We start from the raw sequence: 16,307 nt of genomic DNA, 5'->3' as shown, positions 1-16,307 counted from the left end.
GGGTAGGTATACCCATGGCTAATTGAAATGGTTCCCCTTTGGGGAATTTCAACTAGCCTCAAAGAGGCTACACTTTTACTAGCCTAGGGTATACTTACCCTAGGCACCAATTTTAAAGTGCGGTAAAAAATGAAAAAAAAATTACTCGTTCCTCTTATTCTCTTTTTATCAATAACAATTGCTTTTTTAGTGCAATTAAAACGTAATGCACAAGGCGAAGATATTAAAGCATTAGAGTCAGCTTTGGTTGGAAAGCCTGTGCCAGCAAAAAATTTAACGGAGCTTTTTGAAAATAAAGCTTACACGAATGAATTGTTTCAACAAGGTAAGCCAGTTTTGCTTAATGTGTGGGCGACTTGGTGCCCGACTTGTTATGCCGAACATCAATATTTAAACAAACTTGCTAAAGAGGGTGTGCGAATTATCGGTTTAGATTATAAAGATGAATCACCTAAAGCAATGAAGTGGTTAAAAGATCTTGGCAATCCTTATCAAGTTGTTTTAAAAGATGAAAAAGGTTCTTTCGGTTTGGATTTAGGAGTATATGGTGCGCCTGAAACTTTTATTATAGATGGAAAAGGCGTGATTCATTATCGTTATGCCGGTGATGTAAACGAAAAAGTTTGGACTCAGACTTTAAAACCAATTTATGACAAACTCTCGGAGCAACAATAATGAAAAAAACATGGCTATTTTTGACCGCTCTTTTGTTTAGCACAGTGGCGTTTTCAGCGATTGACGCATTAAATTTTAGTTCTCCACAACAAGAGAGTGATTACCATCAATTAACACAATCTTTGCGTTGTCCTCAATGTCAAAATAACAATATTGCGGATTCCAATGCGACTATCGCTGTGGATATGCGTGGCAAAGTATTTGAGCTTTTACAAGAAGGCAAATCGAAAAATGATGTAGTGGATTATATGGTGGTACGTTACGGCAATTTTGTAACCTATGATCCTCCTATGACAGCGAGTACATTAGTGCTATGGATTGCCCCATTATTGCTTGTGTTGTTAGGCGTGGTATTTTTATTAAGACGTAAACCAAAAGCTCAAAGTGCGGTAAAATCCCAAGATGTTTTAACTGATGAAGATAATGCGCGTTTGGCAGAATTATTAAACAAGGATAAATAGATGAATTTTGCATTAATTTTTATATTAACCACTTTAGTTGTGGCGTTAATTTGTTTTTATCCTTTATTGTGTCAATTCAAAGCGAAATATGGGCAAAAACGTGATGATTTAAATAAGGCATTATATTTCTCACGCTTGGAAGAAATTGAACAAGATAATTCCCAAGGTTTAGTTGAAAATGTTGAGCAACTCAAACAAGAATTACAGAAAACTTTGCTTGATGATGTGCCGAGCAAGGTTCAAGAGAATGTGGATTATTCTGACAAATCTTATGGAAAAATTTGGTTTGCCTCTGGTGTATTAGCGTTAGGAATTATCGCAGGCTCTTCTTATTTTATGGTGGGATCTTGGCAAGCCGAATCAATGTTAGAGCAGACTTATGCGAAATTGCCCTATTTCTATGATCGAATGAAAGATGAAGATAAAAATCCATTTTCTGATGCAGAAATGCAGCAATTTTCTACCGCACTTCGAATCGATTTGCAGAAAAATCCAACTGATGCCAAAAAATGGTGGATGCTCGGTCAAATTGGGATGAATTTAGGTGATGCACGTTTGGCATTTGATAGCTATCAAAAGGCTAATAAACTTGAACCAGATAATGTGCAATATAAATTAGGCTATGCTCGTATATTGATGTTCTCTGAAGACGCGACTGATAAACTTAAAGGTGGCAATTTATTGCGTGAGGTAATTCGTCAAGATCACACTAATATTGAAGCGTTAAGTCTGCTCGCATTCCGTTATTTTGAAACGGAAGATTATAAAATGGCGGCAGTGACTTGGGCAATGATGTTGCGCTTAATGCCGAAAGATGATGAGCGTGTTCCATTAATTGAAAAAAGTATTCGTACCGCACGTGATGCTTTAGAGGCTCAAAACGAAGAAAAATCAAAAAGTATCACTCCTGAAAAATAACCTAGTACGTTATAAGACTTTTTGATATAGTGCGAAAAAATTATTCGTAGTCGAACAGATTAGCATTTAATAAAGTACTAAAGGAACGAGAAATGAATAACAAAAATTGCACTTTTTTTCTTTGTTCTGCGTCATTATTGGAAGTTTATTTACTTCACAATTTTCGATTGCAGAAAATGATTCTAGTGCAGTCACTTATATTGATTCTGAAGATAAAAAAGCATTTAATTCCGATGTTTCAAATAATGATGCTCAAAAACTAGCTCAAAGTATTGAATTTAAAGTTTATAAAATAGATGAAACGACTTCATCAGAAAGTATTTATTAATCTCCAGCTGGAATTTGTCAGGGATTTAAGATTACAAGAGGTGTAGATTACACAAATTCAACTTACCATTATCTTTCTCTAGACAATAGAGGAGAATTCTATGGCAGTGTGGCTGGTGCAACTATTTATAACCAAAAAGATCTTCAAAATTTAAGTTATGTGCCTGTTTATTCAATTACAGACAAAGATTTGTCTAAGCGTATTTAGGCACAAGAAAAGAAAAAATTAAAGGAAACTGCCATCAATCATATTTCAGAAGGCATCGCCGTATTAAATGATTTAATTTGTAAATAGGTTATATTAAATGAAAAATTCCGTTTTTATTAGTGTTGTTATGTTAAGTTTGGTTGGATGTTCATCTCAGTCAGAGCAAAGTAGTCAAGCTATTTACGATATGAAAACTGTACAAGAATATAATGCTCGAGTTATTAGTGGTAATACTGTTACGCAAACTCAAAAGGATAAAATAACGCAACAAATTGATACAAGTTTAAAATTAAACCAAAGTGACAATAAAGTTAAAACGAGAACAAGACGTGTATTGCCTGTTCTTCCAGTCACACCAAGCGTTGGGTATCATTATAATTATCACTATTTTAGATAAAATTTATCTTGTTATCTGTGCTAAAAATTCTTCTTCTGTTAATACTGCAATATTTAGTTCCTGTGCTTTTGCAAGTTTAGAGCCTGCTGCATCGCCTGCGATAACAAAGTCCGTTTTGTTGGAAACTGAGCCGCTTACTTTTGCGCCTAGCTGTTGTAGTAATGCTTTTGCTTCGTTGCGACCCATTTGAGTGAGGGTGCCTGTGAGGACGACGGTCTTATCTTTAAATAAGTTTTCACTGGCTTCTTTTACTTCCACGGTTTCCCAATGTACGCCTTGTGCGATTAAATCCTCCACGACTGCAACATTATGCGCTTCACGCCAAAATATAAAAATTCGGTTCGCTACAACTTCCCCTACATCAGGCACTTGTTGAAGTTCTTCAAGATTTGCGTCTTTAAGCGCATCTAAGGTTTTGAAATGATTAGCAAGATTCAATGCAGTGGCTTCGCCTACTTCACGTATGCCTAAAGCAAAAATAAAGCGAGCAAGCGTCGTGCTTTTTGCCTTTTCAAGACTATTGAGTGCGTTTTCTGCCGATTTTACGCCCATTCTTTCTAAGCGTGTGAGCGTGGTTAAATCGAGTTTAAATAAATCGGCTGGTGTATGAATCAGTTCTCGATCGACTAATTGTTCTATTAATTTTCCGCCTACACCATCAATATCCATGGCTTTACGAGAGACGAAATGTTTTAACGCCTCTTTACGTTGTGCCGCACAGAATAATCCTCCCGTGCAACGTGCTACCGCTTCGCCTTCAATACGAATAATTTGAGAATCGCACACAGGGCAATTTGTTGGGAAAATGATTGGTTTAGCATTATCAGGGCGACGTTCGTGTAATACGCCAATAATTTGTGGAATTACATCGCCTGCTCGACGAATAACAACAGTATCGCCAATAGCGATATTTAAACGTTCAATTTCATCGCCATTGTGTAAGGTGGCATTACTTACTGTAACTCCTGCAACAAACACTGGCTCTAATTTGGCAACTGGTGTGATTGCGCCAGTTCGCCCCACTTGGAATTCAACATCATTCAGCACCGTTAATTCTTCTTGGGCGGGGAATTTATAAGCAATCGCCCAGCGAGGTGCTTTAGAAATAAATCCTAGTTCATTTTGTAAGGCTATATCATTGATTTTTAATACCGTTCCGTCAATATCATAACCTAACGAGCTACGTTTATTTTGAATATCTCGATAAAAATCTAAAACTTCATCAGCACCGTTACATAAACGAATTTCTGGATTTACTGGAATACCGATAGATTTTAGCCATTGCAAACGAGCATAATGCGTAGTCGGCAGATCAACACCCTCAGCAATTCCAATACTATAAGCATTTAATACTAGTGGACGTTTACTGGTAATATTAGGATCAAGTTGGCGTAAAGAACCTGCCGCTGCATTGCGAGGATTAGCAAAGGTTTTTTCATTATGTTCTAGCGCATATTTATTTAAACGCTCAAAGCCTGCGTGTGGCATAAAAACTTCGCCTCGCACTTCTAAACGAGCTGGAGGATTGTCTGTTAAAAGTTGTAACGGAATATTACGAATGGTGCGGATATTTGCCGTAATATCTTCTCCTGTAGTGCCATCGCCACGAGTGGCAGCTTGGGTAAGTACACCATTAACATATAAAATACTCACAGCTAAGCCATCAAGTTTAGGTTCGCAACAGAAAGTAAGTGGTTTAGGCAATACAATTAAACGATCTTCAATGCGTTTTACAAAAGCATTGAATTCTGCATCTGAAAAAGCATTATCCAAAGAGAGCATTGGAATTTCGTGACGAATTTGGCTAAACCCAGAAAGTGGTTTTGCACCCACACGTTGAGTTGGCGAATCTGAAGTAAGAAATTCAGGATGTTCTAGTTCTAAAGCTTTTAGTTGATGAAAGAGACGATCATATTCGCTATCAGGCACGGTTGGATTATCTAGAACGTGGTATTCGTATTCATATTGGTGCAAGGTTTTGCGTAGATTGTTTATTTTAGTTTGAATATCTGTCATAAAATTCTCGGAGAAAAATGACCGCACTTTTTGCTTGTTTAGAGTGAAAATAGACAGGCATAAAGCTTGTCTCAATGAATAAAAGTGCGGTAAATTTAAAGTATGAATTTACACACGAGCAAGATAGGTTTGCTCTGCATTTGCATCAAAGACTTCTTGTTCTTCAGTCAGCACAACACCTTGTAAATCTTCGGCTAATGTATGGGCAGCTCGGATCATCATACGTAAATTAGCAAGATTATTACCCGGAGAGGGCAATTGCATAAAGAATACAATTCCTATGGTGTTAAATTCTGCTAAGTTATAAGTATTGAATGTGCCTGGTTGTTCTAAATTTGCCACACTAAAAAGCACAGGACTTGCCACACTTAAATCTAAATGGCGATGATACATTTCATCTTTACCCAAGATAAAACCTAAATTTTCAAGAGCCTGCACCAATTTAGCACCATTAAATTCTTCGCTAGATTTTGGAATAAGATAAAGTTGAATATAGCCAGTTGTTTGTTTTGGCTGAGCTGTCGTTTCTGCTTTTGGTTCATTAAACGAGACGTTGTAATCTATTTGACGTTCTTCGTGAGATAATTCTGCAAGCTGCACTCTTAATTCTGGCGATGATGAATTAATGCCATTAAAATCAACATTTTGGCTTTGTGCTTCAAGTTGTTCTAAGGTCATACTTGCGACATTATTTGAGGTCGGCATATCGTATTGAGGCTGCGTTGGTTGTGTTGTCTCTGAACGATGATTGCCCATATCATAAATAGGTTGCGCGTTAGGAATAGAAATTTTGATGTCATCCACACTTTTATCACTTTGGCGATAATCGATCAATTCAGCTTCTGATGGTGCTTTTTCTGTGGTTGGTTGAGTAATTGGTGTATGCCTATTTTCCACATAGGTATTTGGCGAAATATTGTTTGGCTGTACCATTTCTTCTTGCGTATGGGATTTAGATGTTGGAGAAGTGCGGTCAAATTTATTGGCTTTATCGAAATATTTTGATTTCTCACGACGATTTGACCATAATCCGTGCAGGATTAAGGCGACAAGTACCACGATACCCATAATAATCAAAATTGTATTTAAATCCATTTTTATTCCTTACGTGCGATAGTTCGGCAAGAGTGCTATAAACGGTGTTAATGCTACCATATTTCAGTAGGTGAAAAAAATACTTCAAGGTGTGGAATTTTAAAGGAAAAGTGCGGTCTGTTTTAAGTATATTTTTATTGAAAGGAAAGAAAAATGTTGAATCTTAATGAATTAAAATCGGGTTTCCATTATTTTGTGATGGGCTGGCATTTCATCACACAAAAAGGTTTACGTCGGTTTGTTATTATTCCAATTTTACTCAATACCGTTTTGCTTTGTGGTTTATTTTGGCTTTTTATTAGCCAAATCAGCAGTGCCATTGATTGGGTAATGAATTTTATTCCTGATTGGCTTGGTTTTCTCAGTTTTATTTTACTGGCATTCTCGATCTTAACTATTTTATTGCTCTTTTATTTTACTTTTACCACGCTTTCTGGCTTTATCGCTGCTCCTTTTAATGGTTTATTGGCGGAAAAAGTAGAAAAAATGCTGACGGGGGAAAATATTAATGATGATGGTCTTGCTGATGTAATAAAAGATGTGCCTCGTATGTTTGCTCGAGAGTGGCAAAAATTACGTTATAGCCTGCCTAAAATTATCGCCTTGTTTTTACTGAGTTTTATCCCTTTGGTTGGGCAAACCATCGTGCCTGTACTTACTTTCTTGTTCACTTGCTGGATGATGGCAATTCAATATTGTGATTATCCTTTTGATAATCATAAAGTTTCTTTTGATGTAATGAAGAATGCGCTTGGCAATCAACGAACTCAAAATTTAACTTTTGGAGGATTGGTTACGTGCTGTACGTTTGTGCCTGTGATTAATTTATTAATTATGCCTGTTGCAGTATGTGGAGCGACGCTAATGTGGGTAGAAAATTATCGTAATGGCTTACGTTTTAATATGAATAGACCTTTTTCCTCTCAAACGGGGCTTGATGTTCATTCAGAAAATACAGGGATTGTTAAATAGCTTGCGGTTATAAAATAGATCAAATAACTATTTTTTTAATCAAAAATACGGTACTATAAATAAACCAACATTAACGAAGTCCAACAAAAGGGAAATATTATGACAGTTTATGCAGACAATTCTTATTCTATCGGAAATACGCCGCTTGTGCGTTTAAAACATTTTGGTCACAACGGCAATGTGGTAGTTAAAATTGAAGGGCGAAATCCAAGCTACAGCGTGAAATGCCGTATTGGGGCGAATATGGTGTGGCAAGCAGAAAAAGATGGCACGCTCACGAAAGGAAAAGAAATTGTAGATGCAACGAGTGGTAACACAGGTATCGCTTTGGCTTATGTTGCGGCGGCTAGAGGTTATAAAATCACGCTCACTATGCCAGAAACAATGAGTCTTGAAAGGAAACGCTTATTGTGCGGATTGGGTGTAAATTTAGTGCTTACCGAAGGCGCAAAAGGAATGAAAGGCGCTATTGCGAAAGCAGAAGAAATTGTTGCTTCTGATCCAAGCCGCTATGTCATGCTTAAACAATTTGAAAATCCAGCCAACCCACAAATTCATCGAGAAACAACAGGGCCTGAAATTTGGAAAGATACGGATGGCAAAGTCGATGTTGTTGTTGCTGGCGTAGGAACAGGTGGTTCGATTACGGGTATTTCTCGCGCGATTAAATTAGATTTTGGTAAACAAATCACTTCTGTTGCCGTTGAGCCAGTGGAATCTCCAGTCATTAGTCAAACTTTAGCGGGTGAAGAAGTAAAACCAGGCCCACACAAAATTCAAGGTATCGGTGCGGGTTTCATTCCCAAAAATTTAGATTTATCTATTATTGATCGCGTAGAAACTGTTGATAGTGATACCGCACTTGCCACAGCTCGTCGTTTAATGGCGGAAGAAGGCATTCTTGCAGGTATTTCATCTGGTGCAGCTGTCGCGGCTGCAGATCGTTTAGCTAAATTACCAGAATTTGCTGATAAACTCATTGTTGTTATTTTGCCTTCAGCTTCTGAACGCTATTTAAGCACAGCACTTTTTGAAGGGATTGAAGGATAAACAAAAAAGAACAAAGTGCGGTGAATTTTCACCGCACTTTTACCTAGACCAAATTCCCTTTAACTAATTATTTTAAAATTGAAATTTGAGATTTTGTTTCACTGTTGTTAAAACGCTATTCACATTCCTTTAAATGTAGATCCCGATGCTCTTTGGGAATACGCATTAAACTTGCGTAATTAGTTGTTATTAATCACAAATTAATTTACATTGCACCCTATCTTTGATCTCAGTAAACATAAGCGAACACTACTAAACTCCAGTAAAATCAAGGCATAAGCGTTAAAATTGTTGTTCTTTCTCACTAGCATCCTAATTTAATCGCCTTATCCTTTCCTTCTTATTCAAAATTAATTTTTTATTCTTCTTTTCGTATTCTGTTCATTGAATTTTTTTATTAATGCAGTAAACTAGCCACCGATTTTTAATCACCTTTCTTTTCACTTTAAATGTTACCCGCGAGTAACAAAAGGACACATCATGACAAACAAAGTAAACAGTTATGGCTGGAAAGCCTTAATTGGCTCCGCCGTCGGCTATGCAATGGACGGTTTCGATCTTCTCATTTTAGGTTTCATGCTTAGTGCAATTTCCGCAGACTTAAATCTGACACCTGCCCAAGGTGGCTCTCTCGTGACATGGACGCTTATTGGTGCAGTTTTTGGTGGTATTTTATTTGGTGCATTAAGCGATAAATACGGTCGTGTACGGGTACTTACTTGGACCATTCTTCTTTTTGCGGTATTTACTGGTTTATGTGCGATTGCACAAGGTTACTGGGATTTACTGATTTATCGCACAATTGCTGGCATTGGCTTAGGCGGTGAATTTGGAATTGGGATGGCTCTAGCAGTAGAAGCATGGCCTGCACGTCACCGAGCGAAAGCAGCATCTTATGTTGCATTAGGTTGGCAAGCTGGTGTATTAGGTGCCGCATTACTTACACCATTATTGCTCCCGCATATTGGCTGGCGTGGAATGTTCTTGGTGGGTATTTTCCCTGCATTTGTCGCTTGGTTCTTACGTTCTCATCTACACGAACCTGAAATTTTTACTCAAAAACAAACCGCACTTTCAACTCAATCCAGATTTACTGATAAATTACGTTCATTCCAGCTTCTTATTAAAGACAAAGACACGAGCAAAATTAGCCTTGGTATCGTCGTACTTACTTCCGTACAAAACTTCGGTTATTACGGTATTATGATTTGGTTACCTAATTTCTTATCAAAACAACTTGGATTCAGTTTAACTAAATCTGGACTTTGGACAGCCGTTACCGTCTGCGGTATGATGGCTGGCATTTGGATTTTCGGACAACTTGCCGACCGCATCGGACGCAAACCAAGTTTCTTACTTTTCCAATTAGGCGCAGTGATAAGTATCGTGGTTTACTCACAACTTACCGATCCTGACATCATGCTTCTTGCTGGGGCATTTTTAGGTATGTTTGTGAACGGAATGATAGGCGGTTACGGTGCATTAATGGCAGAAGCCTACCCAACAGAAGCTCGAGCAACGGCACAAAACGTACTTTTCAATATTGGTCGTGCCGTAGGGGGATTTGGGCCTGTGGTTGTGGGCGCTGTTGTACTCGCCTACTCTTTCCAAACTGCCATCGCCCTACTTGCGATTATCTACATAATTGATATGTTAGCGACAATTTTCTTAATCCCTGAATTAAAAGGTAAAGCCTTAGACTAAGAAAATATAAAAGATGAAAATGCTCGCCAAGTGCGAGCATTTTTTATGAAACAAGTCATCTTATAAGTAATATCTTTATAAGTTTTATTTTCATTAAGCAAATTTTCATTATTTTGCTAACAGTTCGTTCAGTTTTTCTAATGCCATTTCCGGCGTAATATCAATCAAACTTTGATGATAACCGCCCTCTTTGTCGCCTTTACGGACTTTAATCAATCCACCTTCAATTAAACGAATAATCGTTGCCTTATCCGAAAGCGGCGGCGTGTATTGCGGACTCGTTGGGCCATAAAGTGCAATCAATGGGCGATTAACTGCTGCTGCAATATGCATTAAACCACTGTCATTTGTCATGACTGCTGTACAATTTGCAATTAAATCCACCGCTTCATTTAAGTTGGTTTTTCCTGCTAAATTAACACAAAACTCACGTAATTCTTCTAGCAGTGCTTGACGAATTTCCTCGCCCACATGTTCATCTTTAGCAGAACCAAATAGCTCCACTGCATAGCCTTGGGTAATTAACATTTCTGCTAATTTTGCATAATGATAATGTGGCCAACGTTTTGCTGGGCCAAATTCTGCACCAGGACAAAAACCAATAATTGGACGTTCGCCTAAAAGTGCGGTTTGTTTTTTAAAGTTTTTTAAGGTTTCAGCTTGTTGAGTGGGATCAACGGTTAAATAAGGTTTTAGAACAGGAATATCAGCCGCTTTCGGTACCGCATTTTGCTCAAAAGCTAACGCGACATAACGTTGCACCATCATAGGATAATCACGTTTATTATTGCGTAAATCGTTAAGCAAGAAATAACGGCTTTCCCCTTTCCAGCCACGACGATGAACAATTTTTGCGAAGAAAGGAACAAACGCAGATTTCAATGAATTAGGCAAAACAATCGCCATATCATATTGCTCACGCAAAGATTTTCCTAAACGATAACGTGTTCCCAATTCAAAGGCTCCGTGCCCTAATGGCATTTCAATCGCCTTACGCACTTCTGGCATACGCGCAAGCAAAGGCTTACACCAATTCGGTGCCATCACATCAATATTGCAGTTTGGATATTGAATTTTCAGTTGCTGGTACAAACTGTGCGACATCATCATATCGCCAACCCAAGATGGGCCAATAATTAGAATATTCATTTTCTGTCTTTCAGATAAAAGTGCGGTCAAAAATACTTGTTATTATGGCACAGAGTTGAATAAAAATATGCTCCTTTAACAATTTAGTCGAAACTCTTTAGGAGTCATTTCAAATTCTTTCTTAAAAACAGAGTAAAAATATTGAATTGATGGATAGCCGCAAATCTCAGCAATTTCTTGAATAGAAATATCTGTTTGTTGTAATAAATTCTTTGCTCGGGAAATTTTTTCTTCGTGGATGACTTGGTGAATTGTTTTATTCATTTCATTCTTAAAACGTTGTTCAAGATTAGAACGTGAGGTTTCAAGATGATCTAAAACTTGTTCTACTTTAATTCGATGACAGGCACGATGACGAATATAATGCATTGCTTGAATGACAAGCGGATCTGTTAATGATCGATAATCTGTAGAATTTCGAGAGTGAACGGTAATCGGTGGAATTAAAATAGGGGTATGTGAAACTTTTTGACCATTGAGTAATTTGTGTAATAATTTCGCAGCTTGATAACCAATCTCTCTCGTGCCTTGTTCTACGGAGGAAAGGGACACACGCGATAAATATTGGATCAATTCTTCATTATCAATACCAACCACACAAAGCTCTTCAGGTACAGCAATTTTACTGTACTCACAAGCCTGCAATAAATGACGAGCACGCGCATCCGTAACAGCAATAATACCAGTATGAGAAGGAAGAGATTTTAACCAGACAATTAGCTTTTGTTGCTCTTCCAACCAATTTTGAGCATGAACCTGCACACCCTCATATAGGTAAATAGGGTAATGATTTTTCTCCATCAACTCTACAAAAGCATCTCTTCGTTCTATAGACCAATGCTTATGAGTATTTACTTGCAAACCATAAAATGCAAACTGTGACAGTCCTTTCTCCTGTAAATGAGACAAAGCCATTTCAACCAATACCATATTATCTGTTGCTACATAAGGAAAGTGCGGATAAAAATCAGCTTGTTTATAAGATCCACCAACTGCTATAGTAGGAATAAGAGTGTGTTGCAATAATTCAACAGTTTTTGGATCATCAAAGTCTGCAATAATACCATCAATAGAAAGTTGATTAATGGTATCAGTATGATAGATAAATTCATCTTCTACAAAAATATCCCACATACATTGCGATGCCTGAATATATTGTCCAATACCCTCCACCACCTGCCGATCATATACTTTGTTTGCATTAAATAAGAGGGCAATTTTGTAGTATTGTTCCGTCATTTTATATCCTTATCTATGGGAAATTGCTATTTAAGTTATAATAGAAAAGATATTTAGCTTCAAGATAAAAATAGCCAGAATAACTGGCCATTTTTATATCCAATACCACATTTATTTTTTTAGCTTCGCAATACCTATTCCACTTGCACCATAAATAATAGCAAAGATAATACCGCTCCAACATAAAATTGCCCAAGGTAAATAAGACAATGTTGCAACACCTAATGTGCCTGCCATATATGCACCTGCGGCAGTCCATGGCAAAATAGGTTCAATAATTGTTGCGGAATCTTCTGCTGTTCGACTTAGATTTTTTGGATGTAATCCTTTTTCTACATACGCATCTTTAAGCATTTCTTCTGGAATTAGAATAGAAATTTGCCCATTACAAGTAACCCCAATCATTGTTAAACCGCAAAGAATCGTTGTAATAATCAAAGAAAGAGTTGAATGAACAAAGGTGAGTAATTTTTGAATAATCACGGTTAATGCACCGCTCAATTGTAATACACCTGCAAATGATAATGCACAGAAACAAATTAATAGTGTTCCCATCATTGAGTTCATTCCACCACGATTCAACAAACGACTTAAATCAGAGCTAACTGAAGTATGGTGAATCATTGAGGTATCAAATCCATTAACTGCGCTATTAATCACATCAGATAGAGAGAATTTTTGAATTAAGATAGCATTAATAATTGCGATAAATGCTGATAATAACATTACTGGAATAGTCGGTTTCTTAGTAATAGATCCCCATAATACAATAGCGACTGGAATAAGTAATAGAAAGTTAAAATGATAAACTTGCTCTAACTCATGAATCATTGTATTTACTTTTTCTGGAGTCGCTACATTAGAAAAATCGTAGTTTAAACCATATACCACATAGACAGTAGCCGAAAGAATAAAGGATGGTAATGTTGTATAAAGTAAGTGAGCGATATGCTCATATAAATCTACGCCAGCAGCTGCGGATGCAATATTGGTTGTATCAGATAATGGCGATAATTTATCTCCAAAATACGCACCAGCGACCACAGCACCTGCCGTAGCAGCCAAATTGGCGTCTAATCCAATCGCAACTCCCATAAATGCCACACCAACAGTCCCTGCTGCCCCCCAAGAGGTTCCGGCACAAATGGAAACAATAGCAGTAAGGAATAAGGCTGTCACATAAAGATATTCTGGTGATATCGCTTTTAGTCCGTAGTAGATCATCATAGGAATTGTTCCTCCACTAATCCAAGTTCCAATTAATAATCCTACAGTAATTAAAATTAATAGTGCAGGCATTGTTTTAGCTATTTTTTCTGAAATGGCGTCTAAAATATCTAAATAGCAATGACCTAATTTAATAACTAAAAAACCAGCAAATACCGTTGAAATAATCATTAATGGCTCTGCTGGCAAATCAAATAAAGCATACCCAAGCCCTAACAGTAATAGCATCACAATGATTGGTGAAAAAGCTTCTAATGTTGTTGGCATTCTTGTGCGATGAGTGGTTTTCATATTAAATCTCCCTATTGTTTAATAAACAAAACCCATTTTTGATTCGATTCAATGCTTCTAATAATTTTTCTCTAGGCATAGCGACATTCATACGAAAGAAACCGTCTCCCTCTTTGCTAAATTCACTCCCCAAAGATACTTTTACTCTTGATAAATTATTAATCCAATAAGCTAATTCATTTTCATTTATACTTAGCTTTTTATAGTTTATCCAAAGTAAATAAGTTCCATCACTTTCAGTAATATCTAATAATGGAATATACTCATTGAAAAATTCTTTTACTATCTTCTTATTATTCTTTATGTATTCTTTTAGATAGATTACCCAGTCAGTACAATATTTATATAACGAAATAATAGCTGGTATAGAGAAATAATTTGGATTATGTATACCTAATGCCATCATTTCTTTTATAAATTTTTCTCGAATCTCTTTATTCTCAATAATTAGGTTAGCTATTTCCAATCCAGGAATATTAAAAGTTTTTGCTGGGGATAAACAGATCATTGAGTGATTTGCTACCCATTCATCTAATGATGATATTAAATAGTGGGAGTCATTTGTTAGTGTAAAGTCTGCGTGGACATCATCGGAAATGATAAATACATTATGTTTTTTAGCTAAGTTTATAATTTTAATAAGGACTTCTTTGTTCCAAATCGTTCCAGTTGGGTTATGAGGAGAAATTAAAACAAATACTTTAGAATGTTCAAAACATTCCTCTAATAAATTAAAATCAATACGATACTTTCTATTCTCATAAACCAAAGGACATTTATATAATTTTCTGTCATTTAATTTTATCGTGTTTAATATTGGACCATATGAAGGTGATAGAATACATATCCCATCAGTTTCTTTTGTAAATGCTCGTATATAAATAGATACGGCTTGGATTATTCTTGGGCAAAATACAATTTTTTCAGAGAGAACAGAATAATGATATTGTTCGAAAATATAATCACTGATTATCTTGTAATAGTCGGCTGGTAATTCAGTATAACCATAAATTCCTAAACGATTAAATTTTTCTAATTCATCTATCATTATCTGAGGGGCTGGAATATCCATATCCGCAACAGACATTGGAATAATATCATTATCTACATTCCATTTAGCACTAAATGTATTTAGGCGATCAATAATCACATCAAAATTATAAAAATTATTCATTATTCCTCCTGATGTATAAAGCAAATTTACTTTAGTCAAAGAAGAAAAGAATTAAAATTACTAAAACTACTTTATCTATTACGTTTTTTCACAACTGTGATCTAGTCCACAATTGTAAATAATCACTATAAAAAATTAAATAATGTAACGGATAAGAACTTGTTTTTTCATAAGAAGATGAAAAACTTCATCATCTAGAAAGCAGTATGTTAGGTAACCATTTCTATAAAATTAAAAAACCGCCATTTTATAAATGACGGTTTAAAATTAATAATTACATCTTTTTCTTATTACTAGTATCTATCCATACAGCAAGTAACAAAATGGCACCTTTGACAATATATTGCCAAAAAGTTGGCACATCAAGCATACTCATACCATTATCAAGCGATGTGATGATAAGTGCGCCAATAACAACCCCAAACACACTTCCTACACCTCCCGCTAAGCTTGCCCCTCCAATTACACAAGCTGCAATCGCATCTAGTTCTGCATTTTGCCCTGCCGATGGTGAGCCTGCACCTAAACGAGCACTTAAAATCAACCCTGCTATTGCAACTAACACACCATTCATTGCAAAGATAATCAGTTTTGTTTTCTCTACATCGATACCAGATAATTTTGCCGCATCAATATTGCCACCAATCGCATAAACGTGGCGGCCGAATGAAGTTTTACGAGAGAGGAATAACCCTAAGATTGCAAGAACTGCCAGTACTAAAACAGGAAATGGAATGCCACGATAATCATTAAGTAAATAAATTGCTCCTAATACAATTACTGCAAACAAAGCATATTTCGTAAAATCTTTTGATAATGCAGACACTTCCAGCTGAAGCTGCTGGCGACTTCTACGTTGATAATTTCCCCAAAGAACAAATCCAATAACTGCAATACCACCTAAGATAAACCCTGCAATATCTGATAAATAACCTTGCCCAATAACTATCATAGTTCCACTAATAGGAGATACAGTTGTGCCATTAGTCAAACCAATCAAAATTCCACGGAATGCGAGATAACCTGCAAGTGTAACAATAAAGGATGGCACTTTGCGATAAGCCACCCACCAACCATTCCAAATACCAAAAATTAAACCAAGAGCAATTGTTGCAATAATAGTTACAGGTAATGGGAAGCCCCACCAAACATCGGCAATAGCTGCAAATCCGCCCAGTAGGCCCATAAGTGAACCAACAGATAAGTCAATTTCAGCAGAAATAATGACAAAAACCATTCCAATTGCAAGAATGCCAGTAATTGAAGTTTGGCGTAACAAGTTAGAAATATTTCTTGCACTTAAATAAGCGCCATCAGTAGCAACACTAAAGAATGCCATAATGACGGCAATAGCTATTAACATAATGTAAACTTGTAAATTTACGGATTTTAACTTAAACATAG

General features: G+C 36.5%; 14 protein-coding genes and 1 pseudogene. 8 read left to right on the top strand and 7 right to left on the bottom strand.

All coding sequences use genetic code 11. The features are described 5' to 3' along the window. Positions 1-129: 129 nt before the first annotated feature. The 5 genes and pseudogenes from ACPT8Q_RS08880 to ACPT8Q_RS08860 all read left to right on the top strand — a co-directional run bounded on the left by ACPT8Q_RS08880 (position 130) and on the right by ACPT8Q_RS08860 (position 2,986). On the top strand, positions 130-675 hold the full coding sequence (locus ACPT8Q_RS08880) for a DsbE family thiol:disulfide interchange protein (protein ID WP_050948583.1): 546 nt from the start codon (positions 130-132) through the stop codon (positions 673-675). Next, entirely contained in the window at positions 675-1,136 is a 462-nt protein-coding gene (locus ACPT8Q_RS08875) for a cytochrome c-type biogenesis protein (RefSeq protein ID WP_050948582.1), read from the top strand. The genes ACPT8Q_RS08880 and ACPT8Q_RS08875 overlap by 1 nt, the downstream gene beginning before the upstream one ends. Continuing rightward, positions 1,137-2,054, top strand: coding sequence for a c-type cytochrome biogenesis protein CcmI (gene ccmI, locus ACPT8Q_RS08870; RefSeq protein WP_050848346.1), 918 nt, complete (start codon positions 1,137-1,139; stop codon positions 2,052-2,054). It begins immediately after the preceding gene. Positions 2,055-2,175: 121 nt separating this feature from the next. Further along, positions 2,176-2,676 (top strand): annotated as a pseudogene (locus tag ACPT8Q_RS08865) (hypothetical protein). A 10-nt stretch (positions 2,677-2,686) separates the two neighbouring features. Next, the gene (locus ACPT8Q_RS08860; RefSeq protein ID WP_050948581.1) at positions 2,687-2,986 is read left to right on the top strand and encodes a hypothetical protein; all 300 of its coding nucleotides are present in this window, start codon (positions 2,687-2,689) and stop codon (positions 2,984-2,986) included. A 3-nt stretch (positions 2,987-2,989) separates the two neighbouring features. Here the strand turns inward: ACPT8Q_RS08860 and ligA are convergent, their stop codons facing one another. Both ligA and zipA read right to left on the bottom strand, forming a co-directional pair. Next, on the bottom strand, positions 2,990-5,002 hold the full coding sequence (gene ligA / locus ACPT8Q_RS08855) for an NAD-dependent DNA ligase LigA (RefSeq protein ID WP_050948580.1): 2,013 nt from the start codon (positions 5,000-5,002) through the stop codon (positions 2,990-2,992). Positions 5,003-5,110: 108 nt separating this feature from the next. Further along, positions 5,111-6,097 carry a cell division protein ZipA gene (gene zipA / locus ACPT8Q_RS08850; protein ID WP_050948579.1) on the bottom strand — a complete coding sequence of 329 codons (987 nt, stop codon included), beginning with the start codon at positions 6,095-6,097 and terminating at the stop codon, positions 5,111-5,113. Between the two features lie 153 nt (positions 6,098-6,250). Here zipA and cysZ point away from each other — a divergent pair, with 153 nt between their 5' ends. The 3 genes from cysZ to ACPT8Q_RS08835 all read left to right on the top strand — a co-directional run bounded on the left by cysZ (position 6,251) and on the right by ACPT8Q_RS08835 (position 9,823). Then, entirely contained in the window at positions 6,251-7,069 is an 819-nt protein-coding gene (cysZ, locus tag ACPT8Q_RS08845) for a sulfate transporter CysZ (RefSeq protein WP_050846777.1), read from the top strand. Positions 7,070-7,168: 99 nt separating this feature from the next. Next, positions 7,169-8,119, top strand: a complete 951-nt coding sequence (gene cysK / locus ACPT8Q_RS08840; protein ID WP_050948578.1) for a cysteine synthase A — start codon at positions 7,169-7,171, stop codon at positions 8,117-8,119. A 480-nt stretch (positions 8,120-8,599) separates the two neighbouring features. After that, positions 8,600-9,823 (top strand): MFS transporter, encoded by a 1,224-nt coding sequence (locus tag ACPT8Q_RS08835; protein ID WP_061671392.1) that lies wholly within the window; start codon positions 8,600-8,602, stop codon positions 9,821-9,823. A 108-nt stretch (positions 9,824-9,931) separates the two neighbouring features. On the opposite strand, the gene waaF is transcribed toward ACPT8Q_RS08835, so the two are convergent. From waaF to ACPT8Q_RS08810, 5 genes are all read right to left on the bottom strand, one after another. Then, positions 9,932-10,972 carry a lipopolysaccharide heptosyltransferase II gene (waaF, locus tag ACPT8Q_RS08830; RefSeq protein ID WP_425622268.1) on the bottom strand — a complete coding sequence of 347 codons (1,041 nt, stop codon included), beginning with the start codon at positions 10,970-10,972 and terminating at the stop codon, positions 9,932-9,934. 75 nt (positions 10,973-11,047) lie between these two features. Beyond that, a complete protein-coding gene (locus ACPT8Q_RS08825) occupies positions 11,048-12,211 on the bottom strand; it encodes a XylR family transcriptional regulator (RefSeq protein ID WP_061671394.1) in 1,164 nt (387 codons plus the stop codon). 111 nt (positions 12,212-12,322) lie between these two features. After that, positions 12,323-13,729 (bottom strand): Na+/H+ antiporter NhaC, encoded by a 1,407-nt coding sequence (gene nhaC, locus ACPT8Q_RS08820; protein WP_061671395.1) that lies wholly within the window; start codon positions 13,727-13,729, stop codon positions 12,323-12,325. A gap of 1 nt (position 13,730) precedes the next feature. Further along, the gene (locus ACPT8Q_RS08815; protein WP_050948574.1) at positions 13,731-14,903 is read right to left on the bottom strand and encodes a MalY/PatB family protein; all 1,173 of its coding nucleotides are present in this window, start codon (positions 14,901-14,903) and stop codon (positions 13,731-13,733) included. Positions 14,904-15,177: 274 nt separating this feature from the next. Continuing rightward, positions 15,178-16,305, bottom strand: a complete 1,128-nt coding sequence (locus ACPT8Q_RS08810; protein WP_061671396.1) for a sugar ABC transporter permease — start codon at positions 16,303-16,305, stop codon at positions 15,178-15,180. Between the last annotated feature and the right edge of the window lie 2 nt (positions 16,306-16,307).

The sequence above is a fragment of the Haemophilus sp. HN_Hi10 genome, from assembly GCF_049821985.1.
Lineage (GTDB): Bacteria > Pseudomonadota > Gammaproteobacteria > Enterobacterales > Pasteurellaceae > Haemophilus > Haemophilus influenzae_D.
Note: the sequence above shows the minus strand (reverse complement) of the source record. Positions and strands in the feature narration are given on the sequence as shown.

Coding starts and splice junctions, on each gene's coding strand:
- ACPT8Q_RS08880 (WP_050948583.1), top strand. CDS start 130: ATGAAAAAAAAATTACTCGTTCCTCTTATTCTCTTTTTATCAATAACA.
- ACPT8Q_RS08875 (WP_050948582.1), top strand. CDS start 675: ATGAAAAAAACATGGCTATTTTTGACCGCTCTTTTGTTTAGCACAGTG.
- ccmI (WP_050848346.1), top strand. CDS start 1,137: ATGAATTTTGCATTAATTTTTATATTAACCACTTTAGTTGTGGCGTTA.
- ACPT8Q_RS08860 (WP_050948581.1), top strand. CDS start 2,687: ATGAAAAATTCCGTTTTTATTAGTGTTGTTATGTTAAGTTTGGTTGGA.
- ligA (WP_050948580.1), bottom strand. CDS start 5,002: ATGACAGATATTCAAACTAAAATAAACAATCTACGCAAAACCTTGCAC.
- zipA (WP_050948579.1), bottom strand. CDS start 6,097: ATGGATTTAAATACAATTTTGATTATTATGGGTATCGTGGTACTTGTC.
- cysZ (WP_050846777.1), top strand. CDS start 6,251: ATGTTGAATCTTAATGAATTAAAATCGGGTTTCCATTATTTTGTGATG.
- cysK (WP_050948578.1), top strand. CDS start 7,169: ATGACAGTTTATGCAGACAATTCTTATTCTATCGGAAATACGCCGCTT.
- ACPT8Q_RS08835 (WP_061671392.1), top strand. CDS start 8,600: ATGACAAACAAAGTAAACAGTTATGGCTGGAAAGCCTTAATTGGCTCC.
- waaF (WP_425622268.1), bottom strand. CDS start 10,972: ATGAATATTCTAATTATTGGCCCATCTTGGGTTGGCGATATGATGATG.
- ACPT8Q_RS08825 (WP_061671394.1), bottom strand. CDS start 12,211: ATGACGGAACAATACTACAAAATTGCCCTCTTATTTAATGCAAACAAA.
- nhaC (WP_061671395.1), bottom strand. CDS start 13,729: ATGAAAACCACTCATCGCACAAGAATGCCAACAACATTAGAAGCTTTT.
- ACPT8Q_RS08815 (WP_050948574.1), bottom strand. CDS start 14,903: ATGAATAATTTTTATAATTTTGATGTGATTATTGATCGCCTAAATACA.
- ACPT8Q_RS08810 (WP_061671396.1), bottom strand. CDS start 16,305: ATGTTTAAGTTAAAATCCGTAAATTTACAAGTTTACATTATGTTAATA.